This window comes from Nocardioides sp. GCM10030259, assembly GCF_042666375.1.
Lineage (GTDB): Bacteria > Actinomycetota > Actinomycetes > Propionibacteriales > Nocardioidaceae > Nocardioides.
In genome coordinates, this window is the sequence record NZ_JBHTDF010000025.1 from 583,183 (window position 1) to 608,893 (window position 25,711).

At 70.5% G+C, this 25,711-nt stretch carries 24 protein-coding genes; 16 read left to right on the forward strand and 8 right to left on the reverse strand.

Annotated features, from left to right (window positions below):
* Positions 1-2: 2 nt before the first annotated feature.
* From ACFQQI_RS22270 to ACFQQI_RS22300, 7 genes are read right to left on the reverse strand one after another with little or no spacing between them, the layout of a single operon-like run.
* Complete coding sequence (locus ACFQQI_RS22270) at positions 3-833, reverse strand: mycofactocin-coupled SDR family oxidoreductase (RefSeq protein ID WP_378568694.1); 831 nt, start codon at positions 831-833, stop codon at positions 3-5.
* On the reverse strand, positions 830-2,398 hold the full coding sequence (locus ACFQQI_RS22275) for a class I adenylate-forming enzyme family protein (RefSeq protein WP_378568696.1): 1,569 nt from the start codon (positions 2,396-2,398) through the stop codon (positions 830-832). The genes ACFQQI_RS22270 and ACFQQI_RS22275 overlap by 4 nt, the downstream gene beginning before the upstream one ends.
* 36 nt (positions 2,399-2,434) lie before the next feature.
* Positions 2,435-2,863: a heme-binding protein gene (locus ACFQQI_RS22280; RefSeq protein WP_378568698.1), complete on the reverse strand. Its 429-nt coding sequence runs from the start codon at positions 2,861-2,863 to the stop codon at positions 2,435-2,437.
* Positions 2,860-4,686: a flavin-containing monooxygenase gene (locus tag ACFQQI_RS22285; RefSeq protein ID WP_378568700.1), complete on the reverse strand. Its 1,827-nt coding sequence runs from the start codon at positions 4,684-4,686 to the stop codon at positions 2,860-2,862. Before ACFQQI_RS22285 ends, ACFQQI_RS22280 begins: the two co-directional genes overlap by 4 nt.
* 25 nt (positions 4,687-4,711) lie before the next feature.
* Positions 4,712-4,954, reverse strand: a complete 243-nt coding sequence (locus ACFQQI_RS22290; protein ID WP_378568702.1) for a biotin/lipoyl-containing protein — start codon at positions 4,952-4,954, stop codon at positions 4,712-4,714.
* Between the two features lie 31 nt (positions 4,955-4,985).
* On the reverse strand, positions 4,986-6,005 hold the full coding sequence (locus ACFQQI_RS22295; RefSeq protein ID WP_378568704.1) for an alpha-ketoacid dehydrogenase subunit beta: 1,020 nt from the start codon (positions 6,003-6,005) through the stop codon (positions 4,986-4,988).
* On the reverse strand, positions 5,992-7,047 hold the full coding sequence (locus tag ACFQQI_RS22300; protein ID WP_378568706.1) for a thiamine pyrophosphate-dependent dehydrogenase E1 component subunit alpha: 1,056 nt from the start codon (positions 7,045-7,047) through the stop codon (positions 5,992-5,994). The genes ACFQQI_RS22295 and ACFQQI_RS22300 overlap by 14 nt, the downstream gene beginning before the upstream one ends.
* 163 nt (positions 7,048-7,210) lie before the next feature.
* On the opposite strand from ACFQQI_RS22300, the gene ACFQQI_RS22305 reads away from it, so the two are divergent.
* Genes ACFQQI_RS22305 through ACFQQI_RS22315 form a run of 3 tightly spaced genes read left to right on the forward strand, consistent with a single transcriptional unit; the run spans position 7,211 to position 10,358 of the window.
* Complete coding sequence (locus ACFQQI_RS22305) at positions 7,211-8,752, forward strand: class I adenylate-forming enzyme family protein (RefSeq protein WP_378568708.1); 1,542 nt, start codon at positions 7,211-7,213, stop codon at positions 8,750-8,752.
* Entirely contained in the window at positions 8,749-9,486 is a 738-nt protein-coding gene (locus ACFQQI_RS22310; RefSeq protein ID WP_378568710.1) for an SDR family NAD(P)-dependent oxidoreductase, read from the forward strand. The genes ACFQQI_RS22305 and ACFQQI_RS22310 overlap by 4 nt, the downstream gene beginning before the upstream one ends.
* Entirely contained in the window at positions 9,396-10,358 is a 963-nt protein-coding gene (locus tag ACFQQI_RS22315; protein ID WP_378568712.1) for an LLM class flavin-dependent oxidoreductase, read from the forward strand. Before ACFQQI_RS22310 ends, ACFQQI_RS22315 begins: the two co-directional genes overlap by 91 nt.
* On the opposite strand, the gene ACFQQI_RS22320 is transcribed toward ACFQQI_RS22315, so the two are convergent.
* Positions 10,349-11,287: an aldo/keto reductase gene (locus tag ACFQQI_RS22320; protein ID WP_378568714.1), complete on the reverse strand. Its 939-nt coding sequence runs from the start codon at positions 11,285-11,287 to the stop codon at positions 10,349-10,351. The genes ACFQQI_RS22315 and ACFQQI_RS22320 overlap by 10 nt on opposite strands.
* 52 nt (positions 11,288-11,339) lie before the next feature.
* On the opposite strand from ACFQQI_RS22320, the gene ACFQQI_RS22325 reads away from it, so the two are divergent.
* From ACFQQI_RS22325 to ACFQQI_RS22385, 13 genes are all read left to right on the forward strand, one after another.
* Complete coding sequence (locus ACFQQI_RS22325) at positions 11,340-12,245, forward strand: SDR family NAD(P)-dependent oxidoreductase (protein ID WP_378568716.1); 906 nt, start codon at positions 11,340-11,342, stop codon at positions 12,243-12,245.
* Positions 12,246-12,369: 124 nt separating this feature from the next.
* The gene (locus tag ACFQQI_RS22330; RefSeq protein WP_378568718.1) at positions 12,370-13,539 is read left to right on the forward strand and encodes an acyl-CoA dehydrogenase family protein; all 1,170 of its coding nucleotides are present in this window, start codon (positions 12,370-12,372) and stop codon (positions 13,537-13,539) included.
* A gap of 1 nt (position 13,540) precedes the next feature.
* Entirely contained in the window at positions 13,541-14,194 is a 654-nt protein-coding gene (locus ACFQQI_RS22335) for a TetR/AcrR family transcriptional regulator (RefSeq protein ID WP_378568720.1), read from the forward strand.
* A 3-nt stretch (positions 14,195-14,197) separates the two neighbouring features.
* Positions 14,198-15,523 (forward strand): phenylacetate--CoA ligase family protein, encoded by a 1,326-nt coding sequence (locus ACFQQI_RS22340; RefSeq protein WP_378568722.1) that lies wholly within the window; start codon positions 14,198-14,200, stop codon positions 15,521-15,523.
* A gap of 41 nt (positions 15,524-15,564) precedes the next feature.
* A complete protein-coding gene (locus ACFQQI_RS22345) occupies positions 15,565-16,776 on the forward strand; it encodes a thiolase family protein (protein ID WP_378568724.1) in 1,212 nt (403 codons plus the stop codon).
* Positions 16,776-18,287: a 3-hydroxyacyl-CoA dehydrogenase NAD-binding domain-containing protein gene (locus tag ACFQQI_RS22350; protein WP_378568726.1), complete on the forward strand. Its 1,512-nt coding sequence runs from the start codon at positions 16,776-16,778 to the stop codon at positions 18,285-18,287. Before ACFQQI_RS22345 ends, ACFQQI_RS22350 begins: the two co-directional genes overlap by 1 nt.
* Positions 18,284-19,108 carry an SDR family NAD(P)-dependent oxidoreductase gene (locus ACFQQI_RS22355; RefSeq protein WP_378568728.1) on the forward strand — a complete coding sequence of 275 codons (825 nt, stop codon included), beginning with the start codon at positions 18,284-18,286 and terminating at the stop codon, positions 19,106-19,108. The genes ACFQQI_RS22350 and ACFQQI_RS22355 overlap by 4 nt, the downstream gene beginning before the upstream one ends.
* Positions 19,105-19,989 (forward strand): CoA-transferase, encoded by an 885-nt coding sequence (locus tag ACFQQI_RS22360; protein ID WP_378568730.1) that lies wholly within the window; start codon positions 19,105-19,107, stop codon positions 19,987-19,989. Before ACFQQI_RS22355 ends, ACFQQI_RS22360 begins: the two co-directional genes overlap by 4 nt.
* Positions 19,986-20,750: a hypothetical protein gene (locus tag ACFQQI_RS22365; protein WP_378568732.1), complete on the forward strand. Its 765-nt coding sequence runs from the start codon at positions 19,986-19,988 to the stop codon at positions 20,748-20,750. The genes ACFQQI_RS22360 and ACFQQI_RS22365 overlap by 4 nt, the downstream gene beginning before the upstream one ends.
* A gap of 1 nt (position 20,751) precedes the next feature.
* Positions 20,752-22,941, forward strand: coding sequence for an acyl-CoA dehydrogenase family protein (locus ACFQQI_RS22370; RefSeq protein ID WP_378568734.1), 2,190 nt, complete (start codon positions 20,752-20,754; stop codon positions 22,939-22,941).
* On the forward strand, positions 22,938-23,690 hold the full coding sequence (locus ACFQQI_RS22375) for an enoyl-CoA hydratase (protein ID WP_378568736.1): 753 nt from the start codon (positions 22,938-22,940) through the stop codon (positions 23,688-23,690). The genes ACFQQI_RS22370 and ACFQQI_RS22375 overlap by 4 nt, the downstream gene beginning before the upstream one ends.
* A gap of 34 nt (positions 23,691-23,724) precedes the next feature.
* Positions 23,725-24,519 carry an enoyl-CoA hydratase-related protein gene (locus tag ACFQQI_RS22380; RefSeq protein WP_378568738.1) on the forward strand — a complete coding sequence of 265 codons (795 nt, stop codon included), beginning with the start codon at positions 23,725-23,727 and terminating at the stop codon, positions 24,517-24,519.
* Positions 24,520-24,592: 73 nt separating this feature from the next.
* Positions 24,593-25,201, forward strand: coding sequence for an enoyl-CoA hydratase-related protein (locus tag ACFQQI_RS22385; protein ID WP_378568740.1), 609 nt, complete (start codon positions 24,593-24,595; stop codon positions 25,199-25,201).
* The last annotated feature ends 510 nt before the right edge of the window (positions 25,202-25,711 follow it).

Sequence of the window (25,711 nt, forward strand, 5' to 3'; positions counted from 1 at the left end):
GCTCACTTCACCAGGAACCCGGCGTCGATCGGCAGGGTCGCTCCGGTGACGTAGCGCGCCTCGTCCGAGGCCAGCCACAGGACCGCGTTGCTGACGTCGACCGCTTCGACCCAGGGGACCGGCATCGCGTTGATCGTCTGGTACGCCGCCGCCGCCTGCTCGCGGGTCGGGTCGTCGACGCCCGGCATGAACAGGTGGTAGGCGGCCTTCAGCATGGGGGTGTCGACCGAGGTCGGGTGAATGGTGTTGACCCGGATGCTGTGCCGCGCGACCTCGTTGGCCAGCGTGCGCATGATGCCGACGACCCCGTGCTTGCTGGCGGTGTAGTGCGCGGTGTTGAAGACCCCCTTCAGCCCGCCTGCGGAGGAGGTCAGGATCACGGAGCCGCCGCGGCCGCCTTCCATGATGGCCGGGATCGACGCGCGGACGGTGTGCCAGACGCCGGTGAGGTTGACGTCCAGGGTGTCGTGCCACTCCGCTTCGGTGATCTTCCACGTGAGGCCGTAGACCGCGATCCCGGCGTTCGCGCACACGATGTCCAGTCGCCCGAACCGGTCCATGGCCTGGGCGACGGCGTCCTCCATGTCGGCCAGCGAACGGACGTCGGCCTTGCAGGCGACCACGCGCTGGCCGGTCTCCTCGACCATCTCGACTGTCCGGGCCAGGTCGTCGTCGCTTGCGAGCGGGTAGTGCGGAGCGGTCGTCTCGAGGTCCTCGCAGGCATCCACCAGGACGATGTCCGCGCCCTCGGCGGCGAGCCGCACGGCGTGCGAACGTCCCTGTCCGCGTGCCCCGCCGGTGATGAGCGCCACCTTGCCCTCGACCCGTTTCATGCCGTCGGTCGTCCTTCCTGGAGCAGCTCGGTCTTGAGCAACTTGCCGGTCGCGTTCCTCGGCAGCCGGGCCTCGATCCGGAACTCGGCGGGAACCTTGTACGCCGCGAGCCTGACGCGGCAGAACGACCGAGCGAGTTCGGCATCGAAGCCGGCCTGCGCGGCGTCCTGGGTGAGGACGACGTGCGCCCGGACGATCTGGCCCCAGCGCTGGTCCGGGACCCCGACGACGGCCACCTCCCGGACGCCGGGACAGCGGCTGAGGACCTCCTCGATCTCCTTCGGGTAGATGTTCTCCCCGCCGCGCAGGATCATGTCGTCGCGCCGTCCCTGCAGGTACAGGAAGCTCTCCTCGTCGGCACGAGCCAGGTCCCCCGAGCGGACCCAGCCGTCGCGCTGCGCCCGCGCCGTCTCCTCGGGGTGATCGAGATATCCGGACATGCACGCGTCCGCCCTGGTGGCGATCTCGCCCACCGCGCCGGCGGGGACGTCCCGGAACTTCTCGTCCACCAGACGCAGGTCGACGCCGAACCCCGGCCTGCCGATCGAGCCGAGCAGGTGCTCTTCGCCGTCCAGCGCCCGGCGATGGTCCTCGGGAGTGAGGACCGTCTGGAGGCCCGCCTCGGTGCCGGCGCCGAACATCTGGATGAAGTCGCAGTCGAAGGTCTCCATGGCACGCCGCAGCAACGGCACCGACATGGGCGCGCCGCCGTACACGATCGACTGCAGCGCGGAGAAGTCGGCGTCAGCGACCGCGGGCAGGTCCAGCAGGGCACCGATCATCGTGGGCACGAGGAACGCGCCATGGACCCGACCACTGCCGAGATGCTCCAGGACGGTCGCGGCCTCGAACTGTGGCAGGAGCAGAGAGGTCGATCCACGCATGACTCCCGCCAGCGCGTACAGCCGCCCGGAGATGTGGAAGAGCGACGACGCCGAGTAGTGCACGGCCCCCTCGGGCAGGCGCCGCTCCACGATGCTCTGCATCGTGCCGTACTTGGTGAATGCCTGGCTGTGCATGACCGCCTTCGGCGTCCCGGTCGTGCCGCTGGTGAAGGCCAGGCAGGCGAGGTCGTTGTCGTCGACCTCCGTGTCGATCTCCTCGTCGACCCCGCGCGCCGCCCACGCCTCGTAGTCGCTTCCCAGGCTGTCTGTGCTGTCCAAGCAGACGGTCTCCTTGATCGACGTGGCGCGTACGCCGGAGACCAGGTCCGCGTAGCGACGCCCGTAGAAGAGGGAAGCGGGCTCGCAGACGTCCAGCAGTCTCTGGAGCTCGGCACCGGTCAGGCGCGGATTCAGCGGCACGTAGACGGCGCCGAGCTTCATGCAGGCGAAGACGACCTCGAGGTAGCGGTGGGTGTCGTTGGCGAAGATCGCGACCCGGTCGCCCCGGGAGATCCCGGCGTCTCGCAGCGACGTCGCGGCGCGGTTGACCCTGCTGTTGAACTCGGCGAAGGTGAGCTCGCGCCCGTCGGCGATCAGCGCGATTCGGTCGGGACAACGCCGTGCGCTCAGCCGCGGCCAGTCGCCGCAGCGGACAGTGGGGGACAGGGGCAGCGGCATCATGGTGAGCGACGCTTCCTCCCGTACGGCTGCCGGCATCTAGAGGGCGAACCCGGCGGCGGTCAGGGCCGCCTCGGCCACGGCCTGGTCCTCGCTGTAGTGGCCCCCGGACAGGCCGAGCCCGCCGACGAGCACGCCGTCGACCCGCAGCGGATATCCACCGCCGACGGCGGTCAGGCGCGGCCGATGTGCGATCTGGGCGACACCGGCGTCGGCGTCGAGGAACTCGCGCCATGCGTGGGTCGGAATGCCGTAAGCGACCGACGTCCACGCCTTGTCGATCGCGATGTCGACGGAGAGCAGGGGCGCCTCGTCCATCCGGGTGAACGCCTTCAGCTCGCCGCCGGCGTCGACGACGGCGATCACCATGGACTTGCCCTGCGCGGTCGAGGCCTGGACGGCCTGGTCGATCAGTCGAGCCGCCGCGGCGGACGAGATGGTCAGCTTGCTGACGGTCACATCGGTCATGGAGTCCTCCCGGAGAGGTTGCGGATGGGTGGTCGGATGAGATCCATGCCAGGCAGGCCGCCGTCGGCGCGCCATCGGGCAAGCAGGTCGAAGTAGGCGAGCGGACCGTCGCCGAAGTCGACATCGGCCGGAGACTTGCCGTCTGGGTCACCCTCATGGTTGAAGCGGCCCGGTGTGCAGGAGCGCCAGAACGCGAGCATGTTGCGGGATCGGTCCAGGAGGGTGTCGACCCACGCGTTCTCGGCCTCGGCCGTCAGCGAGAAGCCCGTGGCACCACGTTCCGCCACGGCACCGACGATGTGGCCGATGTGTGCGGCGCACTCGGACAGGTTGTGGGTGAAGTTGGTGGTCACCGTGCCCTGGGAGTTGGGTCCGGGGATGATGAGCAGGTTCGGGAATCCGTGGGTGGTGATCCCGTGCAGGGTGCGCATCCCGTCTCGCCACTTCTCGGCGAGGGTCAGGCCACCGACGCCGTGCAGGTCGAAGCCGATCCGCTCGACGTACGGCGTCTCGGTCTCGAATCCCGTGGCCCAGATCAGGCAGTCCAGCGGATAGTGCTCGCCGTTGACCACCACCCCGTCGGCGACGACGCACTCGAGGCCGACACCGGCGGTGTCGACCACGTGCACGTTCGGACGGTTGAACGTCGGCAGGTAGTCGTCGTGGAAGCCCGGTCGCTTGCACAGGTAGCGGTAGTAGGGCTTGAGCAGGGCTGCCTTCCGCGGATCGGCCACGGTCGAGTCGATCCGGGCATGGATGCGCTCCATCTGCTCCAGGTCGGCCAGCTCGGCGGCATGGGCCCGGTTGGTGGCTCGGGGGAACCGTCCCGGATCGGGGCGCAGGAGGGCGGTGAAGAGGCGGCTGAGGTCGTCGTCGACGAGGTCACGATCGACCTTCGCGCCGGCGGTGACCTCGGTGAAGTTCCGCATCCGCTCGGCCTGCCACCCGGGCTCGAGGCCGGCCACCCACTCGGGGTCGGTGGGACCGTTGTGTCGCGCATCCACGGTGGACGGCGTCCGCTGGAACACGTGGAGGGTCCTGGCCCAACGACCCACGTGGGGCACGGCCTGGAGTGCGGTCGCGCCGGTGCCGACGACGCCGACTGCCTTGTCGGCGAGGCCGTGGAGCTCGCCGTCGTCGGCACCACCGGTGTAGTCGAAGTCCCAGCGGCTGGTGTGGAAGGAGCGGCCGGCGAAGCTCTCGATGCCCGGGATGGCAGGCAGCTTCACCTTGTCCAGGGAGCCGATGGCCAGCACGAGGTACGTCGTCCGCATCCGGTCACCCCGATCGGTCACCACCTCCCACTGGTCTTCGCTCTCGAGCCAGGTGGCGCCGGTGACGCCGGTGTGGAACAGCGCCGAGTCGTAGAGGTCGAACCTCCGGCCGATGGCCTGGGCGTGGGCGAAGATCTCCGGAGCCGAGGCGTACCGCTCGGTCGGCATCGTGCCGACCTCTTCGAGCAAGGGCAGGTAGATGTACGACTCGACGTCGCACTGTGCGCCCGGATAGCGGTTCCAGTACCAGACGCCGCCGAAGTCCCCGGCGCGGTCGACCACGCGGATCTTCCGCAGCGGCGTCTGCTGCTGCAGCGCTCTCGCGGTCAGCAGGCCGCCGAAGCCCGCGCCGACGACGATCGCGTCCACCACGTCGTGGAGCGGCTCGCGCGGCTCGACGGGCCCGTAGGGATCCTGGCGGTAGCCCGCGAGCTCTCCGGTGAGGTCGAGCGTGGTCGCCCGCGCAACGCCCACTCGCCTGGCCCGCTCCTCGGCGTACCGGCTGCGGACGTCGTCCAGGTCGACGCGGTCGGGATCGAACTCGCCCATGCTCTTCCTTGTCCCGCTCCAGCCCTCAGTTGTCGGTCTCGATGACGCACAGGGGGGCGCGCACCTCGACGACGTCCCCAGTGTGGACGGTGATGTCGCGGACGACGCCGGAGACCGGTGCGGGGAGGATCTGCGTCGCCTTCTCCGCCTCGATCTCGACGAGGTCCGCCCCCTCCTCGACCCGTCCGCCCTCCTCGACATACCAGTCGATGATCTCGGCGTCGCTCATTCCCATCGACAGCTGCGGCAACCGCACTTCGGTACGCATCGGGATCGGTCCTCTCCTGGTGGCTTGGGAATCAGACGGCGAGCACCTGCCGCACGGCGGCGAGTACCTTGTCCTCGTTCGGATAGATCAGCTTCTCGAGCGCCGGGCTGAACGGGACGTGGGTGTCATCGGTGGTCACCCGCGCGATCGGGGCACGCAGGGACGAGAAGCACGTCTCCACCAGATGTGCCGCGATCTCGCTGGCGGCGCTGCAGGTCCGGTTGGCCGGGTCGACGACGACGCATCGCCCGGTGCGGCTGACCGACTCCTCGATCGTCGGCCAGTCCATCGGCACGAGAGTGCGTGGGTCCACCACCTCGCAGCTGATCCCCTCGCTCGCCAGCGTGTTCGCGACCTGCAGGCCGAGATAGACGCCCTGCCCGATGCCGACGATCGTCACGTCCGTACCGGACCGCGGCGTGGCCGCGACGCCCAACGGCACGAGATGATCGGCACCGTGGTCCGGCTTGGTCGCGCGGCCCTTGCGGCCCCACAGGTTGGCGTCCTCGAAGCACAGCACTGCGTTGTCGTCGCGGATCGCGGACTTCAACAGGCCCTTGAGATCAGCGGCGTTGGAGGGGACGACGATCTTCAGCCCCGGCACGTTCATGAACATCGGATAGGGCCGGTCGGCGTGGTGACCGGCGGTCCCGCCGTGGTAGTACAGCGCCGCGCGCACGACGACCGGCACCCGCGCCTGCCCGCCGAACATGTAGCGCACCTTCGCGAGCTGTGAGACGAACTGGTCCATCGCCCCGAAGACGAAGCTCGCGACCGTCAGGTCGACGACGGGTCGGAGCCCGGCCAGCGCGGCTCCGGCAGCGAGCCCGATCGAGCCGGCCTCGGAGAGCGGCAGGTCGCGCACCCGGTCAGGCCCGAACCTCGCCAGCACGCCGTCGGACGCGCCGAAGACGTTGGCGCGAAGGTCCTGCCCCATCAGGATGACCCGCTCGTCGCGTTCCATCTCCTCGGTCTGCGCCTGGTTGATCGCCTGCAGATAGCCGAGCTGAGCCTCTCGGCCCACGCGCCCGCGGGTCTCAGTCGTGGTCATGCGAAGAATCCTCACGATGGGGTGAATCCGCGTAGACGTCGGCGTACGCCGCCTCAGGTGGCGGATAGGGGCTGTCCTTGGCGAACTGCACCGCCTGGGCGACCTCGGCCTCCACGCTGGCGCGCACCGCGGCCACCGTCTCGTCGTCGGCCAGGCCCCAGATGGCGAGCCGGTCGACGAACAGGGGGATGGGGTCGACCGACGGCCACCGGTCCACGTCCGACTGGTCCCGGTACGGCGCGGGCACGCTCAACCCGTAGGCGTGCTCACCGAACCGGTAGGTCTTCGCCTCGATCAGCGAGGGCCCCTCGTTCGCGCGGGCCCGCGCCACGGCATCACGGGTGGCGCGGTAGACGGCCAGCACGTCCTGGCCGTCGACCACCACGCCCGGCATCGCGTACCCGGCCGCGCGCAGGGCGATGTCGGTCACCGCCGTCGTGTCGGACATCGTCGCGCTGACCGCCAGGCCGTTGTTCTCGCAGAAGTAGATCACCGGCAGCCGCCAGGCACCGGCCATGTTCGCGGACTCGTGGAACACGCCTTCGTTGGCCGCGCCGTCCCCGAAGAAGCAGAGCGCGACCTGACCGGACTTCCTGACCTGCGCCGCCAGCGCAGCGCCGGTGGCCACGGGGATCGCGGACCCGACGATGCCGGACTCGCCCAGGCTGCCGATCGAGAAGTCGGCGAGGTGCATGCTGCCGCCCTTGCCCCCACAGACGCCCGTCGCCTTGCCGAGCAGCTCGGCCATCAGCGCGTCGAGGCGAGCACCTTTCGCGATGGGGTGGCCGTGCGAGCGATGGTTGCCGGTCATGTAGTCATCGCCGGTCGTCGCCATGCAGGCCCCGACGACAGCGGCTTCCTGACCGATCGAGAGATGCACCATCGCCGGCAGGTCGCCGGCGTGGAAGAGCGCGATGGTGGCCTCTTCGAAGAGCCGTACGGCGTACATCCGCCGCAGCATCTCCAGGGCGAGCTCACGCCCGGATTCTCCTGCGAACTCCGACGGCAGCTCGGTGGCCACCCCGGCGCTGGTCGTCCTCATGCGGGATCCGATCATTCCGTGGGATCGGGCCGTGCGTCAGCACAGCCGTTGACGATGAAGGGTGTCGCGTCTTAGCGTCTGCGTCAACACGAACGATGACAAATGTCGGCTGGTGGACCTCCCGGAACGGCTGGTGGCACCTGATTCATCGAGAGGCTTCGCGTTGTCACGACACCAAGGCACCCGGATCGCTGACTGGATCAGGATCGCGGCCGACGCCCGCCCCGAACGCACGTGTTTCGCCACCGAGCAGGAGGTCTTCACCTTCGCCCAGGTCAACAGTCGGGTGAACGCGGTCGCAAACGCGATGCGGCAGGCCGGCATCGGACGGGGCGACCGGGTCGCCCTGTTCGCCACCGACACGATCGGCTACCTCGAGACCGTGCTGGCCAGCATGAAGGTCGGGGCCGTCTACGTGCCGCTCAACTTCCGGCTCGCACAGCCCGAGCTGCAGACGCTGCTCGACGCCGCCGAACCGAAGGCGCTGTTCTTCTCCGACCGCTACACCGACATGGTCCGTGCCGCGGACACGTCGGGCATCACGATGTACGTCAGCTACGACTCGAACTCGGGTGACAAGAGCTATGACGAGCTGCTCGCCGGTCACCCGGACGAGGAGATCGACGTCGCCGTGGACGACAGCGACCTGGTGTGCGTGGCGTTCACGAGTGGAACAACCGGCTTGCCCAAGGGCGTCATGCACTCGCAACGGATGGTCAAGCACCTGACCGCGCAGTGTCTCGTCGAACGCCGGATGACCGACCTGACCTTCCACTACACCGCAGCACCTCTCTTCCACGTCGGCGGCCTGATCTACACGTTGGCCGGCGTCGCCCACATGCACAGCTCGCTGGTGCTCCCCGGGTTCGACGCCCCCACCGTCGCGGACTGGATCCTGCACGGTGGCCTGGACGGCATCTTCGTGGTTCCGACGATGCTCGACACGCTGCTCGACGAGCCCGCCCTCCAGCCCGAGGCCGGTGCCAAGGTCGGGACGCTGAAGTCGATCGCGTACGGCGCGGCCCCGATGTCGCCTGCGCTGCTGCGCCGGGCGCTGGACGCCTTCGACTGCGACTTCCTCAACGTCTTCGGCGCCGGCACCGAGGCCGGTCTGCAGACCTCCCTCACACCCGAGGACCACCGCCTGGCGCAGAACGGGTACGAGCACCTGCTCGGCTCCATCGGCAAGCCCGTCACGGGCGTGCTGATGCGCCTGTGCGACGACGAACTCAACGACGTACCCGACGGCGAGGTCGGCGAGATCGTCACTCGGTCGGACGCCTGCATGACGGGCTACCTCGACCAGCCCGAGGAGACCGCCAAGGTCTTCGTGGACGGTTGGTTCCGCAGCGGGGACATGGCCTACCGGGACAAGGACGGCTACTACTACCTGAGCGGTCGCAAGCGCGACATGATCATCCGGGGCGGGGAGAACATCTATCCGGTCGAGATCGAGGACGCCCTCGGGGGACATCCCGCGATCCGCGAGATCGCCGTCGTCGGGGTGCCGGACGAGCACTGGGGAGAGGTCGTCCGCGCCCACATCGTGCTCGAGCAGGGTGCCGAGTTCGACGAGGAACAGGTCCGCGAGTTCGCGCGCGAACGGCTCGCGGCCTACAAGATGCCCGCGACCTTCTCCATCGACCGGAGCCTGCCGCGCAACGCCAGCGGCAAGGTGCTCAAGCGGGAGCTGCGAGTGCGATGACGATCGCACTGGTCACCGGAGCCGGCCAGGGCATCGGTGCGTCGGTGGCCAGGCGTCTGGCTGCCGACGGTGTCGCGGTGGTGGTCAACGACCGCCAGGACGACCTCGCCGACCGGACCGTCCATGCCATCGCCGCCGACGGGGGAGCCGCGATCGCCGCCACCGGTGACGTGTCGTCGGAGGAGACCGCGAGCTCATGCGTGAACGCCGCGCTGCGCTGGCGAGGCGGACTGGACTACGCGTTCAACAACGCAGCGGTCCCGGGCGTCATCGCCTCGGTCTGCGACTATCCGCCGGCGACCTTCTGGCGGGTGCTGCAGGTCAATCTCGGGGGAGTGCTGACCTGCATGCAGGCCGAGATCGCGGCCATGCGCCAGCGTGGCGGCGGCGCCATCGTCAACGCCGCGTCCGCTGCCGTCTCCGGAGGAGTCGCCGGGTCCTCGGCGTACGCCGCGAGCAAGCACGCCATCGTCGGACTGACGAAGTCCGCCGCCCTGGACCACGCCATCGACGGGATCCGGGTGAACGCGGTCGCGCCGGGCCTCGTGGACTCGGGTTTCGTCGGCGAGGTCGACCAGAACCGGTTCGCGCAGGCGCATCCGATCGGTAGGGCCGCGCGTCCCGACGAGGTCGCGGCAGCAGTGTGCTGGCTGCTCTCCAACGCCTCGTCGTTCGTCACGGGGTCGGTGCTTGCCGTGGACGGTGGGCTGAGCGCACGGGTCGCGGGCCTGTGAACCCGTCGATCCATGCGCTGCTGATACCCGACCGCGACTTCTCGACCCTGCTGTCCGAGGTCCGGTGGCTGGAGCAGATCGGCGTGCCGACGGTGTGGGTCGACGATCACTTCGCGCATCCGGTCGACCCCCGGCGATCCTGGCTGGACGCCTGGAGCGCGCTCGCGGGCTGGGCGGCGACCACCGAACGGATCGGGCTCGGCACGCTCGTCTCCAATCCGGTGCTGCGCTCGCCCGCCGTGCTGGCTCGACAGGCGTTGTCGGTGGAGCACATCAGCGGTGGTCGGCTCGAGCTCGGCCTCGGCGCCGGGTACGCCGCATCCGACCATGACGCTGCGGGCGTCCCGTCGTGGTCGGCCACCGAGCGCGCGGCACGGTTCGCGAGCTGTGTCGTCACCGTCGACGCTGTGCTGCGAGGTGACTCGGCGAGGTCTGCCGATGCGAGTGAGCTTCCCGTGCTGGCCCCGCGGCCGACTCGGACGCCACGTCCGCCCCTGACCATCGCCGCGCACAGCGCCGGCTCGCTCGCGCTGGCGGCACGGTACGGCGACCGCTGGATCTCCTACGGCGGGTTCGGCCTGTCGGCGGAGGAGCATCGTCGGGTCACCGCCGCGCGCCTGGCAGGGCTCGAGGAGGCCTGTGGCCGGATCGGGCGGGATCCCGCCACGATCCGCCGCGCGTTGCTGATCGGCAGCGCGGCGACGACGCCGACGCCGATGTGGCAGTCGCTGGACTCGGCCCGGCGCCTCATCGACAGCTACAGCGCGATGGGCATCGACGAATTCGTGCTCTACTACCCTCCGCAGGCCGTCTGGCCCGCCGGTGCGGTCCAGCCGGAGGTCTTCGAGCGGCTGATCGAGGCCTACCGGTGATCCTCGGTCGCGAGGTGGTGGTCGATCTCCTCGAATACGTCGTCGGGGACGGGGCCGGCCAGAAGGGCGACGTTGTCGGCCACCTCCTGCGGAGAGCGCATGCCGACGACGACGGTGCTGACGGCAGGGTGTCGCAGCGGGAAGCACAGGGCCGCCTGCGGCAACGTGACCCCGTGTCGCTCGCAGATGACGGCGAGAGCGCGCGCCCGCTCGATGTCCGCCGCTCCTGCCGCGCGATAGCCGTACGGCGCGGCGGGATCCGGGGAGTGCTGGGCCAGCAGGCCGGAGTCGAAGGGTGCGGCGGCATGGACGCGCACCCCGAGGTCGGCGCAGCGACCCAGCAGAGGCAGGGCGTCGCGTCGGGTCAGGGTCCAGGCCGCCGCGATCATCACGTGCTCGATCTCGGGGTGCTCCGCGAGACGGAGCATCGCGTCGGGACTCGTGGAGGCCGCGCCGATGCTCGCGATCTGACCTTCCTCCCTGGCCGCGACGAGGGCGGGGATCGCCTGCCCGGCGACCACGTCCGCAGCCAGCTCCGGATCGTGGAGGAAGGCGATGTCGACGTGCTCCCGCCGGAGCCGACGCAGGCTGGCGGCGAGCGAGGCCCGGACCCCGGCGCCGGTGAAGTCGAAGCCTCCGCCGCCCCGTGGAGCGTCCGGCGTGAGCGGCCTGGCGTAAGGGTTCGGGGTCGTCATCCGGGTTCGTCCCACCTTGGTGGCGACCGTGGCCGCGTGGGAAGCGTGCGTCGATGCGAGGGCAGCCCCGAGCAGGGACTCGGCAGTCCCGTCGCCGTAGCTCGGTGCGCTGTCGAATCGGCGAAGACCTGCCGCCAGCGCCGCCGTGAGCGTCTCGCTCCCGCTCGTCGGGTCGCCGTCGGCGGCGTAGCTGCCGATCGGGCCGGTGCCGAACGTGATGTCATCGACTCGCAATCGAGCCTCCCTTCTCCAGTGCGTCTACATTAGCGTTGACGAGGATTGGGACATGGTCGATCTCAACGGTGACCGCGTGATCATCACCGGGGCAGGGCGTGGGCTCGGGCGGGCCTACGCGCTCGCCGCGGCGGGAGCCGGTGGCAAGGTCGTCGTCAACGACCGGGATGTCGCCGAGGCTCGGGCCGTGGCCGCTGAGATCGTGCGAGCCGGCGGGGTCGCCGTCGCCTCCCGGCACGCGGTCGACCAGCCCGGAGAAGCGCGGGGGCTCGTCGACCTGGCCGTCGCGGAGCTCGGCGGGCTGGACGGTCTCGTCCTCAATGCGGGTCTCTACCACGAGGCTCTCCCATGGCAGGAGGACGTCGACCTCGCCGATCGCGACGTGCGCGTGAACGTCCTCGGCGCCATCAATTGCCTCACGGCCGCGTCGGCGGTCATGGTCGAGGCCGGTCGGGGGTCGATCGTCGTCGCCTCCTCCGCCGGGCTCCTCGGATCGCGCCGGATCATGACGTACGCCGCGACGAAGGGAGCCGTCGCGTCCCTCGCCTTCGCCAGTGCGCTCGATCTTGCCGAGCACGGCGTACGGGTGAACGCGATCGCACCCGTGGCCATCACCCGGATGACCCGCGGTGCCGTCGGCCGCCGGGTCGTGCCGGTCGGCGCCGGCCAGGCGCTGCTGGCCGGCGTCGAGCAGCGAGCCCCGGAGCGTGTAGCTCCGCTGGTGACCTACCTGCTCAGTGACGCGGCACGGGGCGTCACCGGCCAGCTCATCCGGTTCGACGGGAACCGGCTCGCCGTGTTCAGCCAACAGGCGGTTGCCGACCTCCCGGGTCTCAGTGCGGATTCGTGGACGACCGACTCCATCGCCGCGGCCTTCGGTGGGCCGCTCGCCGGCGCTCTGTCTCCCTTCGGCGTCGAGCGCATGCCGGCGGATGCGGCGGCGTCACACCCTCGCTAGAAGCTGGGTCATTCCGTCAGCGCGAGCGTTGACAGCACTCCGTGGCGCCGGTACTGTCGCCAGCCGAGGCGGGCAACCTACTCGGTAGAATGTGCCCGCGGACCAGTGGTCGAAGAGGAGAGAGATGTCCGTCATCTGGAGCCCGCAGCGCGACCCGGAGACCGAGAAGTGGCTCGCGATCGCCGACGACGTCAGCCGTAACCACTTCGAACCGCTGGCCGAGGAGCTGGACCGCGACCAGCGGTACCCCTGGGAGAGCGTCGAGCGGCTTGTCGAGACCGGCCTCGCGGCACTCTTCGTACCGTCCGAGCACGGCGGCCACGGGGCGTCGTTCGAGACGACCTGCGCCGTCATCGAACGGGTGTCGCGGGGCTGCGCCTCGACCGGTGCGATCCTCGCAGCGTACGCACTCGGCGGCACCCCGTTGGTGCTGGAAGGCACCGCCGAGCAGCAGCGCACCTACCTCGGCGGGCTCGCCGAGGGTCGGGCGGTGAGCTTCGCGCTCACCGAGGTCGGAGCCGGCTCCGACGCGGCAAGCATCCGGACCGTGGCCGAGCGCGAGGGCGACGGATGGCGGATCCGCGGCGAGAAGATCTACATCGGCAACGGCGGCGCGTCGCGGTACTACGTCGTGTTCGCGATCACCGATCCAGCATCCGGCGCGCGCGGGATCACCGCGTTCATGGTCGACAAGGAGGCCGACGGGGTGGTCATCGACCGGTACGAGGACAAGATGGGCATCCGCGGAACGCTGACGAGCAACCTGAAGCTCGACACGGTCGTCGACGACGAATCGATCCTCGGCGAGCTCAACCGAGGCATGCGCCTGGCCATGAAGACCCTCAGCGCGGGCCGCATCTCGGTGGCGGCGCAGTCGGTCGGCGTCGCCCTCGCGGGCTACGACGTCGGCGCCGCCGAGGCCACGCGGCGACAGACCTTCGGGCAGCCCATCATCGACAACCAGGGGATCTCATTCCCGCTGGCCGACGTGGCGACCGAGATCACCGCCGCTCGCATGATGACCAGCGAGGCGGCCCGCGCCTACGACCGCGGCGACGACGTGTCGACGATCGGCGCGATGGCGAAGCTCTATGCCAGCGAGGTGAGCCACCGGGCGGTCGACGTGGCCGTCCAGGTCTTCGGCGGCGACGGATACTGCAAGCCCTGCCCCGCCGAGCGTCTGTACCGTGACCAGCGGATCCTCCAGATCTACGAGGGCACCTCCGAGATCCAGCGCCTGGTGCTGGGCCGCCAGATCAAGGCGGAGCAGGCGGCCCTTCCAGAGCGAACCTGACATGTCCGCGAACGACACCTCGACCCCGCGGCGGACGATCGGTCGCCCGGGGCCCGCCGAGGACGGTCGGTTGGCGATCCTCGAGGCCGCCGGGCGGGCCTTCGCGAGCCGCGGATACCTGGCGACCAGCATCGACGCGATCGCCGACGAGCTCGGCGCGACCAAGGGTCGCGTCTACCACTACTACCGCGGCAAGGCCGAGATCTTCCTCGACGTGGTGGTCAGCGGCATGATCGAGCTGATCGAGGAGATCGCACCCCTGGCGAGTGGATCCGGTACGCCGCCGGAGCGGATGTACGCGATGGCGCATCGCCATGCCGAGCTGATGATGATCCATCACGGCCCGCAGCGGGTGAGTGTCCAGGCCGTCGAGATGCGGACCGTGCCGGAGATCAGGGTGCACAGCGATCTGCTCGACGAGGTCCTGGAGTTGCGTCGCCGCTACGAGCGGCTCTTCGTCGCCACGGTCGAGCAGGGGATCGAGACCGGCGACTTCGACGTGCTGGACGCCGGGCTCGCCGTGAAGTCGGCGCTCGGCTCGTTGAACTGGATCCCGATCTGGTACTCGCCCGATCGCTCCGAGACCGACGACGTACCCCGCGTCGCCGCGGCATTCGCCACGTTCATCGTCAACGGCCTCAGGAAGAGGAGCTAGACCATGCCCAGCCCGCACTCGGTGGACTGCTGGAGTGAGGTCGAGACGTGGTCACGCGACCGACTCGAGGCCTTCCAGCTCGACGCTCTGCGGCGGCAGCTCGCGTATGTCGGTGCGCAGAGCGCGTTCTACCGGCGGACCTGGCGCGACATCGGCTTCGAGCCCGGAGACCTGCAGGAGATGCAGGACCTCCAGAAGCTGCCGACGCTGCGCAAGGCCGACTTCGTGGAGAGTCTGCAGCAGGCTCCGCCGTGGAGCGACCTGCTCGCGGCGTCGATGGACGACGTGAACCGGGTGCACTTCTCCTCCGGGACGACGTCGTCGCCGACCCCGGTCTGCTGGACCGCTGCGGACCTCGAGCGCTGGGCCGACCTGTACGCCCGCGCGGCGTACAGCCAGGGTGTGCGCCGTCACGACATCTACCAGAGCCTCTTCGGATTCGCGTGGTTCGTCGGCGGTCTCGGTGTCACGAACGCCTACGCGAAGATCGGCTGCACGGTCATCCCGGGCGGCTCCAGCGAGACGGAGCGGCAGATCGACGTGATGGCGACCTACGGCACCACTGCGGTCAGCGGTACGCCGTCGTTCATGCTCCATCTCGCGGAGACGGCCGAGAAGCTCGGCAGGCCGCTCACGGGCAACGACGTCCGCCGGATCCAGGTCGGCGGCGAGCCGGGTGGCGCGCTGCCGCAGACCCGCGCAGCCATCGAGGAGCGCTGGGGGGCGAAGGTCTTCGACGGGTACGGCTCACTGGAGTTCCAGCCGATCGCGTGGGAGTGCGAGCACCAGGTGGGAGGCCACCTCGCGGAGGACTTCGCGATCGCCGAGGTGGTCGATGCCGAGACCGGCGAGTCGGTGCCCGACGGATCTCCCGGGGTCCTCGTGCTCACCCATCTGGACAAGCAGGCGATGCCGTTCGTCCGCTGGTGGACCGGGGACGTGGTGGTCAGGAGCGTCGAGCCGTGCAGCTGCGGTCGCACGCTCGCCCGACTGCCCGGAGGTGTGATCGGCCGCGCCGACGACATGCTCGTCGTGCGGGGCGTGAACCTCTTCCCCAGTTCGGTCGAGAACATCGTGCGCGCGACCCCGGGCACGACAGGGGAGCACCTGATCGTCCTCGACGAGGACGTCACCGACCCCGGCACGGGCTACCTCACTGGCATCAAGGTCCGGGTCGAGGTCGAAGCAGGTCGCGAGACCGCCACGGCCGACGGGCTGGCGCGGCAGATCCGGGCGGAGCTCACGGTCCGCGCGATCGTCGAGCCCGTGCCCGTCGGGTCGCTCGAGCGCAGCACGCACAAGTCGAAGCGGGTGCTGCGGTCGACCTGACCGACGCCGAAAGCCCGCCAACCCCACGATCGGAGAACCAGATGTCCACAACTGCGGCCCGTTCAGCCTCCTCAGTCGGCGGCACGGAGGTCTACATCGTCAGCGCGGTCCGCACGCCGCACGGCCGCTACGGTGGCTCGCTCCACGACGTCCGGGTGGTCGAGCTCGGTGGCATCGCGGGTGCGGCTGCGCTCGAGCGCGCAGGAGTCGGTGCTGACGTGATCGGCGAGACCGTGGTCAGCAACTGTCGTCAGGCGGGGAACGGGCCCAACCCCGGACGCCAGATCTCCCTCGCCGCCGGTGTCGGCCAAGCCGTCCCGGCGCAGACCGTCAACATGGCCTGCGCGTCCGGTCTCAAGGCGATCCAGCTCGCCGCCCAGTCGATCGTCCTCGGCGACGCCGACGTCACGCTCGCCATCGCGGCCGAGAGCATGTCGACGATGCCGTACATCGCGCCGTACACGCTCCGGTGGGAAGGCGTTCGACGTGGCGACGTGACCCTCTCGGACGGCTGGCGCGACGGGGGCACCGATCCTTCCTGCGGCATGAGCATGGGGGAGACGGCCGAGAAGATCTCGCGCGAGTACGGCGTCGACCGCGAGGCCCAGGACGCGTGGGCGCTGCGGAGCCACACCCGGCTCGGCGAGGCGTGGAAGAACGGCGTCTTCGACGCCCAGGTCGTGCCCGTGGAGTCGGAGAACGGCACGCTCGCGATGGACGAGACGCACCGCGCGGACACCACGCTCGACCGATTGGCCAGGCTGCGACCGTCGTTCGAGGACGGTGGCACCGTGACCGCCGGCAACTCCAGCCAGATGGCCGACGGCGCCGCGGCGGTGGTGCTGGCCGGCGCGGCGGCCGTGGAGGAGCACGGCCTGACGCCGCTGGGCAGGCTGGTCTCGTTCGCCGCGGTCGGAGTGGACCCGACCGTGATGGGCGTCGGTCCGACGAAGGCGATCCCCCTCGCCCTCGAACGAGCCGGCTTGTCGGCCGACGACGCCGACCTTTTCGAGATCAACGAGGCCTTCGGTGCGCAGATCGTCCAGAACGTCCGCGTCCTGGGGCTCCCCGAGGAGAAGGTCAACGTCAACGGCGGCGGCATCGCGCTCGGGCACCCCACCGGGCAGAGCGGCAACCGGGTCGTCGTCAGCCTGGTGCACGAGCTGGCGCGCACCGGCGGCCGCTACGGCGTGGCGAGCCTGTGCGTCGGTGGCGGACAGGGCATCGCGGCCGTCATCGAGCGGGTGCAGTGATGGACCTGGGATCCTGGACGGTCTCCGTGGTCGGGCTCGGCCCGATGGGCCGCGGCATCGCGCGTGTCTTCGACCGCGCCGGCGCCTCGGTGCTGGTGGTCGACGTCTCGCCGGAGGCCACCGCGCAGGGTCTGGACCGGATCCGCGCCGAGGCCGACAAGGACGGCGAGACCGTCGAGGTGCAGGCTGCGACGCTGGAGGACGCCGCTGCCCGCGCCGACCTGCTCGTCGAGGCGATCGTGGAGAACATGGCGGCCAAGGAGGAGCTGCTCGCGGTCGCCCGCGATCACGGCGGTCCGGACCTCGTCGTCGCCTCCAACACCTCGTCCCTCTCAATCGGACAGATGGGCCGGGCGTTCGGCGACCCCGGTCGCGTCGTCGGCCTGCACTTCTTCAACCCGCCGACCAAGATGCGCCTCGTCGAGGTGATCCGCGGCGCGGCGACGTCCGACGACGTGCACGCCCTGGCGGTACAGGTCGTCGAGCAGCTCGGCAAGACGCCGGTGACCTGCGGTGACTCGCCCAACTTCGTGGTCAACCGGGTCTGCCGTCCGCTCTACTACGAGGCCCAGCTGCTGGTCGCCGAGGGACTCGAGCCGGCCGTGGTCGACGCCGCGGCGCGCGGCGCACTCGGCCACCGGATGGGTCCGCTCCAGCTGCTGGACTTCACCGGCCTGCACACCCACCTCGCGTCGTCCGAGACGGCGTACCGAGAGTTCGGCGACCCGCGCTACCGGCCCATCCCGCGAGTCCGGCAGCTGGTCCGCAACGGCATGACCGGCCGTGCCGTGGGTCGCGGCTTCTACGAGCACGAGGTCGAGTCCGCCCGCGACGCCATCAACCGGGTCACCCGCGTGGCCGTCGACCGACCCGGTGGCTCGGTGCGTGTGGAGGGCCCGGACGCCTCGGCCGTCATCCTCCACGGCGGGAGCGACTCCTCCCCGGGTGGCTCGGAGGCGGTGCTCTACGCCTGCCACCGGCCCCCGCGGCCCGAAGACGTCGACAACGTGCGCGCCCTGACAGCGACGGGACGGGTGGTGGTCGACAGCTCCGACGTCGGATGGTCCACCCACCTCCCCGAGGGTGCGGCGTGGATCAGGCTGCACACCTGGCAAGACCGGCCGTTCGCCGAGGTCGTCGACGACCAGGAGGCCGGGCTGCGGGCCCCTGCATGGGTCGATGACGTGCTCGACGCGCAGGGGGCGGACTCGGTCCGCGTACTCGCCCTCCCCGGCTTGGTCGCCGACCGCCTCGCGACGTGCCTGGCCAACGAGGCGTACGCCGTCGTCGAGGAGGGGACTGCGGAGCCCGCCGACGTGGACACGGCGCTGAGGCTGGCGATGAACCATCCCCAGGGGCCTTTGGAGTACGTCGACCGGGTCGGCGTCGCCACGGTGCACGACGGCCTCCGCTCGATGCTGGACGCGTTCGGCGACCCGCGCTACCGGCCGTCGCAGCTGATGCGCCGCCACGCGTCGGCCGCCCAGCGGGCCGCGCTGGCGACTCGATGAGCGCTCGCGACCGCGGGCGCCGAGCGGCGCCCCAGGTGCTGGCTCCCAAGTGCCTCAGCGGCATGTCGGCCATCGTCTCCGGCGCCGGCAGCGGCATCGGACGCGCCTGCGCGCTGCGACTGGTCGAGCTCGGTGCCCGGGTGACCGGTGTCGGGCGCCACGAGGAGACACTGAGCGGGACCCGTTCCCTGGCCGCCGCCCCGAAGCGGTTCGACGTCGCCGTGGTCGACGTCCGCGACGCCGAGGCGATGTCCGCAGTCGTCACGGAGGCCGGCGACCGGTACGGCATCGACGTCCTCGTCAACAACGCCGGCGGGCAGTTCTTCGCCCCGGCGACCGAGATCAGCGACCGCGGCTGGGCAGCCGTCGTCGATCTCAACCTGACGGCGGTCTTCACGGCGACCCGCGCGGCGTACCCGTACCTGGCGGCGCGCGGGGGAGTGGTCGTGAGCATGTCTCTGTCCGGGGTCGAGCGCGGTGGGATGGGGATGGCGCACTCGATAGCCGCACGCTCCGGAGTGCTCGGGCTGACCCGGACCCTCGCGCTGGAGTGGGCCGAGGACGGCATCCGCCTGAACTGCATCGGGCCGGGCACCGTCGTCACGGCAGCGCTCACCGAGGAGACGAACGACCACGTGCTCGGCAACCTCGTCGAGAAGGCGACCCCGATGCGCGCGGCCACCTCGGTGGAGGACGTCGCCGAGCTGGTCGCCTTCCTGGCCAGCCCTGCCGCCAGCATGATGACCGGTCAGCTGCTCCAGATCGACGGAGGTGCCCACCTCGGACGCGGGCTCCACATGCTGCCCGAGGTGTACGAGTGAGCGCCCAGATGGCTGAGATCGGGCTGGCGCGGCCCGTGCTCGGCCTGGTCGACGCGGTGTCGACCTACGTCCCCGACGGCACGACGGTCTACCTGGGCAACTTCGGGGCCCAGCTCTTCTGCGTCGGTCACGAGCTGATCCGCCAGAACCGCCGCAACCTCGACCTGATCGTCGCCTCGGGGGGCCTGCTGCTCGACCAGCTCCTCGGTGCCGGCCTCGTGGCGTCGGCGACGTTCGGACACTGCTGGGGACCGGTCGGTCCGCACCCGGCATGGAACTTCCGGCGCCTCGCCGAGAGCGGCGACGAGTCCGTCCGGATGCACGAGATGAGCCTGGGACTGCTGACGGCAGCTCTGCACGCCGGGGCGTGGCACGTCCCGTTCCTCCCCGTCGCGGGACTCGCCGGCACCGGCTTCGCCGACGAGGACTGGACGGACGGCATGCTCACGACCGTCTCGACACCATTCGGAGACAGCACCGTCGTCCGCGCCCTCGCCGCCGATGTGGCGTTCGTGCACGTCGACGTCGCCGACCGCCACGGCAACGCCATCATCCGTGGTCCCGTCGGTGAGGCGGTCGCCGCCGCACAGGGTGCGCACACGGTCGTCGTGGTTGCGGAGGAGGTGCTGCCGACCGGCGAGCGGCTGCAGGGCACCGCGACGCTGCCGGGCCTGATGGTGGATGCCGTCGTACCTCGGCCCGGGGCGGTCGCGCCCGACGGCGCCGTCGGGCGCTACGACCGGGACGTTACGGCGTACGAGGACTATGCGGCAGACAGCTCGTCCGTGCAGGGCTTCGAGGAGTGGCTTGCAGGGATCCGGTCCGGTCCCGACCCTCACGGCCGGCCCGTCGAGCACCTCGCAGAGGGCGCGCAGCCGTGACGCGGTACGACGAGACGGTTCTCGATTTCCTGGTCCGGGCCGCACGTGAGTTCACCCGGGGAGGCTGGGTGTTCACGGGCTTCCACTGGCCGGTCCTCGCCGGGCAGCTCGCCCACCAGCTTCCGAGCGGAGCCGGCACCCAGCCGTTCGCCCAGGTCTTCGAGGCCGGCGCCACTACTCTCGCGGCAGGCCGTCTGCTGCCGACGAGCACGACGGACTACCCCGCCTACGCGAACGCCCTCGGGTTCGAAGGTGACACCGCCGCGATGCTGCTCAGCCTCGGCCGCAGGTTCGACCGGGTGGTCCTCGACGCCAGCAATGTCGACGTCCGAGGTCGCGTGAACTCGTCGCTGATCGGACCGCGACGCCGACCGAAGGTGCGCCTTCCCGGTGGTGGGGGTGCACCCGACGTCGCGGCGCAGGCCCGAGAGCTGGTGTGGCTGAACGGCGGGCCCGGGCTCGACCGGCTGCAGTCGGAGGTCGAGCACGTGACCGCCGCGCCCGGCCCGCAGACGCTGGTCAGGCTCCACACCCGGTGGGGAGTGGTCCGGCTCGGGGGCGAACCGGAGATCGAGGAGCTGGCCGACGTCGCCGGCGTCGACGACTTCGCCCGGCACGTCGAGGGGATCGGCGTGGCATCGGGCAGCCCCACGTCCCGGCCGCGGGCCGATGAGCGAGAGCGCGCCGCGGCTGTCGCGGTGCTGGACGAGGGTCGCAAGCGGGGCTACCAGGTGGCTCGCCGGGCTGCCGTGAGGAGTTGAGATGGCACCGACCAAGGACCTCGAGGAGATCCGCGGCGTGGTCCGCGGGTTGCTGGACGAGTGGCTCGACGCCGGCCGGTTCACCCCGGCCTGCGACTCCTGGCTGCGGCGGTACAGCATCGAGTTCAGCCGGGCCATGGGAAGCCGCGGGCTCATCGGGCTGTCCTGGCCGCGGGAGTACGGCGGGGGTGCGCACACCGCCCTCGCCCGGCTCGTGGTCACCGAGGAGCTACTGCGATCCGGGGCTCCCGTTGCCGCGCACTGGATCGCCGACCGACAGATCGGGCCTTCGATCCTGCGGCATGGCACCGAGGAGGCCAAGCAGCGCTACCTGCCCGGCATCGCATCGGCAGAGATCACGTTCTGCTTGGGCATGAGCGAGACGGAGGCCGGTTCGGATCTCGCGTCGGTGCGCACCACCGCAACCCGGACTGACGGCGGCTGGTCGATCACGGGGCGGAAGATCTGGACCAGCCAGGGGCACCGCTCGACGCACGCCTACGTGCTGGCCCGTACCGAGACGAGCGACGCCAAGCACGAGGGCCTGTCGGAGTTCGTGGTGAACATGTCCGCTCCCGGCGTGGAGGTCCGGCCGATCCACGATCTCAGCGGTGAGCACCACTTCAACGAGATCACGTTCGACGGCGTGCGGGTGCCGGACGGCGACGTGCTCGGCGTCATCGGTGAGGGCTGGCGCCAGGTCACGGCGCAGCTGTCGCTGGAGCGAGGCGGGATCGAACGGGTGCTGAGCACCTACCCTCTGCTCGCCGCTGCGACCGACGCCGGACACGAGGGTGCCGCGGCCGTCGGGCGGATGCACGCTCGCCTCGCGACACTCCGTCGGATGGCGGTGGAGGTCGCCGCACGGATCGACGCCGGTGCATCGCCGGTCTTCGAGGCCGCTGTGCTCAAGGATCTCGGCACCGCCTTCGAGTGCGACGTGAACGAGTTCGCGCGTGGCTGGATGGACGTCGAGGCGAGCCTCGACGATGGCCACGCGGCACGCCTGCTCGCTCAGGGCACCCTGGCCGCGCCGGGCTTCACGATCCGTGGCGGGACTTCGGAAGTGCTGCGCACGCTCATCGCGCGCGGCGCCGGCCGCGGGTCGTCCGTCGCCGACGAGCACGAGCTCCGTGGCGTGGTCGACGACGTGCTCGACGACCGTGGCGGCGACCCCGACGTCGACGACCGCGGCACGTGGGAGCTCCTGGAGAGGCTCGGCTGGCCCGGGGTCGGCGTACCGGAGGAAGCCGGTGGCTCGGGAGGCGACCTTGCTGATCTCTCCGCGGTTGTCGAGGGGTTGGGCCGCCATGCGGTCTCCGCGCCGATTGCCGAGACGGCGGTAGCGGGCAGGGCTCTCGCCCGCGCCGGGGTCCCCTCCAAGGGCGTGCTGTCCGTCGCCGTCGGGTCAGGCACGGAGGTGACGGCGTCCTCCGACGGCGCAGACGTCGTGCTCGACGGGGTGGCGGTACGAGTGCCGTGGGGCCGGTGGGCCGACGACATCCTCGTGGCCGTCGAGCTCGACGGGCGCTCGCGGCTCGTCAGGGTCGGCCGTACGGCGCCGGGTGTCGGCGTCGACGATGCGACGAACCTCGCCGGGGAGCCGCGCGACCGCGTCACTTTCGACCGGGTCCGCCTACCCTCCTCCGAGGTGCTCACCGGCGTGGCCCCCGATGACGTCGTCGTGGACCTGGCGCTGCTGCGTGCGGTCGCGATGATCGGCGCGCTCGAGACGGCTCTCGCGCGGACGGTCGAGCATGCGCAGACCCGGGAGCAGTTCGGGCGGCCGTTGATGAAGTTCCAGGCAATCGCCGGCCTCGTGGCCTCCGCGGCCTCGCTGCACGCGCTGGCCCGGCTCGCCGTCGCGCGCGCCGTCGCCGCACGGGGCTCCGTGGACGCGTGGGCGGCCACGGCCGCAGCGCGAGTCGTGGTGGGGTCTGCAGCCACGGAGGTCGCCCGGATCGCACACCAGGTCCACGCCGCCATGGGCGTCACGCGCGAGCACCCGCTGCACCTCTCGACCCGACGGCTGTGGTCGTGGCGCGACGAGGTGGGGACCGAACGGGCCTGGGCCGAGCGCCTGGGGACATGGATCGCCGGACTGGACGAGGAGGCCCGTTGGAGATGGGTCACCGAGCGACCGACGGCCGCCACGACACCGAACCGACACGAGAACGAGGGAGCGGCATGAGCCTGGTGCAAGTCGACGAGCACGAGGATGGCGTCCGCGTCATCACGCTGGACGACCCCGACCGTCGCAATATCATCGGCCCCGAGCTGCAGACGGACCTGCATGCCGCCGTACGACGGGTGCGGGCCGACGCGGCCACGACCGCCGTCGTGGTCACCGGCGCCGGCAGCGCCTTCTGCGGCGGCGCCGACCTGCCGGCGGTGTTCGGCGACACGGGCCGGAGCGTCGCGCAGCTGCGCGACGACCTGCTCGAGGTCTACGCCTGCTTCCTTGCCCTGCGGGACCTCTCGATGCCGACGATCGCGGCGGTCCAGGGCCCCGCTGTCGGCGCCGGTCTGAATCTCGCGATGAGCTGCGACCTCCGCGTCGCGGGTCCCGACGCGTCGTTCGCCGCGACGTTCTCCCGCATCGGTCTCCACCCCGGCGGTGGGTGTACGTGGTTCCTCGTGCAGGCGCTCGGGAAGGAACGTGCGCTCCAGCTTTTGCTGGACGGCGGCGCCATGTCCGGCGCCGAGGCCGTCGCGCGAGGACTCGCGGCAACGTTGGCGGACGACCCGCTGACGGCTGCGACCGAGATGGCCCACCGGTACGCCCGTCTGGACCGGCAGCTCGCCGCCGACATCAAGCGCTCCGTGCAGATCGCGGACGACGCCGACCTGGGCTCCAGCCTGGAGTTCGAGGCCTGGGCGCAGGCGTCGTCGGCGACCAAGCCGGCGATCCAGGAGTTCGTGTCGAAGTTCCGCAAGTGAGGCGCACCGTGCGGCTGCAAGAAGGAGCAGGACGATGACCACCACGGACGACACCGCTGTCGGCCGGGCCGTGCGCAACGAGCGCGTCGGCCACGTCGAGGTGTTGACGATCAACCGCCCGAAGACGCGCAACGCGCTCAGCACCGAGGTGCTGCGGGGACTGGCGGAGGGGCTCGACGCCGCCGCACATGACGACCAGGTCCGCGCGGTCGTGCTGACCGGTGGCTCCCGGATCTTCGCCTCTGGCGCGGACCTTCGGGAGCTGCGTGACAACACGCCTTCGAGGTACCTGCTCTCCGAGCGGCAACAGGTCTGGCCGTTGATTTCGCGATTCCCCAAGCCGCTGGTCGCTGCGGTCGCCGGCTACGTGCTCGGCGGCGGTTGCGAGATCGCGATGAGTTGCGACTTCATCGTCGCCGGTGACAGCGCCGTGCTCGGCCAGCCCGAGATCAACCTCGGGATCATCCCCGGCGCCGGCGGAACCCAGCGGTGGTCGCGAGTGTGTGGTCGGTTCCGGGCCGCCGACCTCGTGATGACCGGCCGCACCCTCGATGCGTGGACCGCGCACCGCTTCGGGATGGTCCACCAGGTCGTGCCGTCGGAGTGCGTGGTCGAAGCGGGGGTCGCCCTCGCCGCCAGGTTGGCCCAGGCGAGCCCGATCGCGCAGCGACTGGGCAAGGCCGCGTTGCGGCAGGCCGAGGAGGTCGGAATCTCCGCAGGCCTCGACTTCGAGCGCTCCCAGTTGGCGGTGCTGCTGTCGACGGCGGACAAAGTCGAGGGCATCTCGGCCTTCCTCGAGAAGCGGCCCGCCGAGTTCCACGGAGAGTGAGAAGCAGATGACCGAGACAGCATCGCGATCGATCGCGTGCCCGACGATGATGGTCACGGATCGAGGCAAGGGCATGCGGCTCGACGCCGAGGACCGGACGCAGCTGACGTCCGCGCTCAAGCAGGCGGCTCGCGACCACGCATCAGCCGTGCTGCTTCGCGTGGACGGCGACGCCTGGGCGCACCGCACTCTCCGCGACGACGCGGTCGACGCCGCCGCGATCAGCGCTGGACCCCACGCCCTGATCCGGGCTGTCGAAACCGCGACGTTCTCCGTCGTCGTGCACGCGCGTGGAAAGATCTCGGAGCTAGGTCTCGCATTGTTCCTCGCCGCGGACGTGCGCATCCTCGACCGCGACGCGACGCTCGCCTTCGACGCGTCGGTTCCGCACAGCCTGTTCGTCGCCGGACTGCCCGCCGTCATCCGGCACCTATGCCTGCCGGCCGAAGACCTCCTCTGGACCGGGCGCACGCTCAACGCAGGCGAAGCAACCGCACGAGGCCTCGTCAGCGAGGTCGGCGACCTCGATCGGGCGGAGGAACTGGTGGCGCGGCTCGGATCGATCCCGGCGACCACATCGGCCCTTCGGCGTGCGCTGCGCGCCGACCGTGCCGCAGGACTTGCCGAGCGGTTGGAGTACGACGCCTGGCTGGCCGTGGCGACGGGATCGGACGATGAGTAAGGCTCTTGGACCGTGCCCGATGAGTGAGGCTACAGACGATCCACTGCCCCAGTGGACGGAGTTCCGTCACGTCCACGAGAACGACTGCACCTGCTGTCGGTGTGTCGCCGGAGAATCTCGGCGGCGGATCGCCGACGCCCTGGAGCGAGAAGGCGATGCACGTGCTGCTTGGCTGTACCGAAGTTTCATTTGCTGAGCGAAGTGGGGCGGACCTCTCGTCGGTCGCTCGCTCTGTTCCGGCGACTCACGCTAGCCCTGGATAGGTATCCGATGCCTTCTCATGACGGCGAGTCCTTTGCGCGAAGGCGGAGACGGAGGTTCTTACCTTCGGACACGAGGGTGATTCGTCGTGCATCTAGTTGGCCCAGAAAGTGGTCGCGTACGCGCTGGCTCCGATCGGCCACCACCACTACCGGAACCGACTATCCGACGGCTCGGAGGTCGACCTCACCGGAGACAGTTCCGGCCGGAGGAGAAGGTCGTCCGTGGCAAGGTGATCGCCCGTCCGCC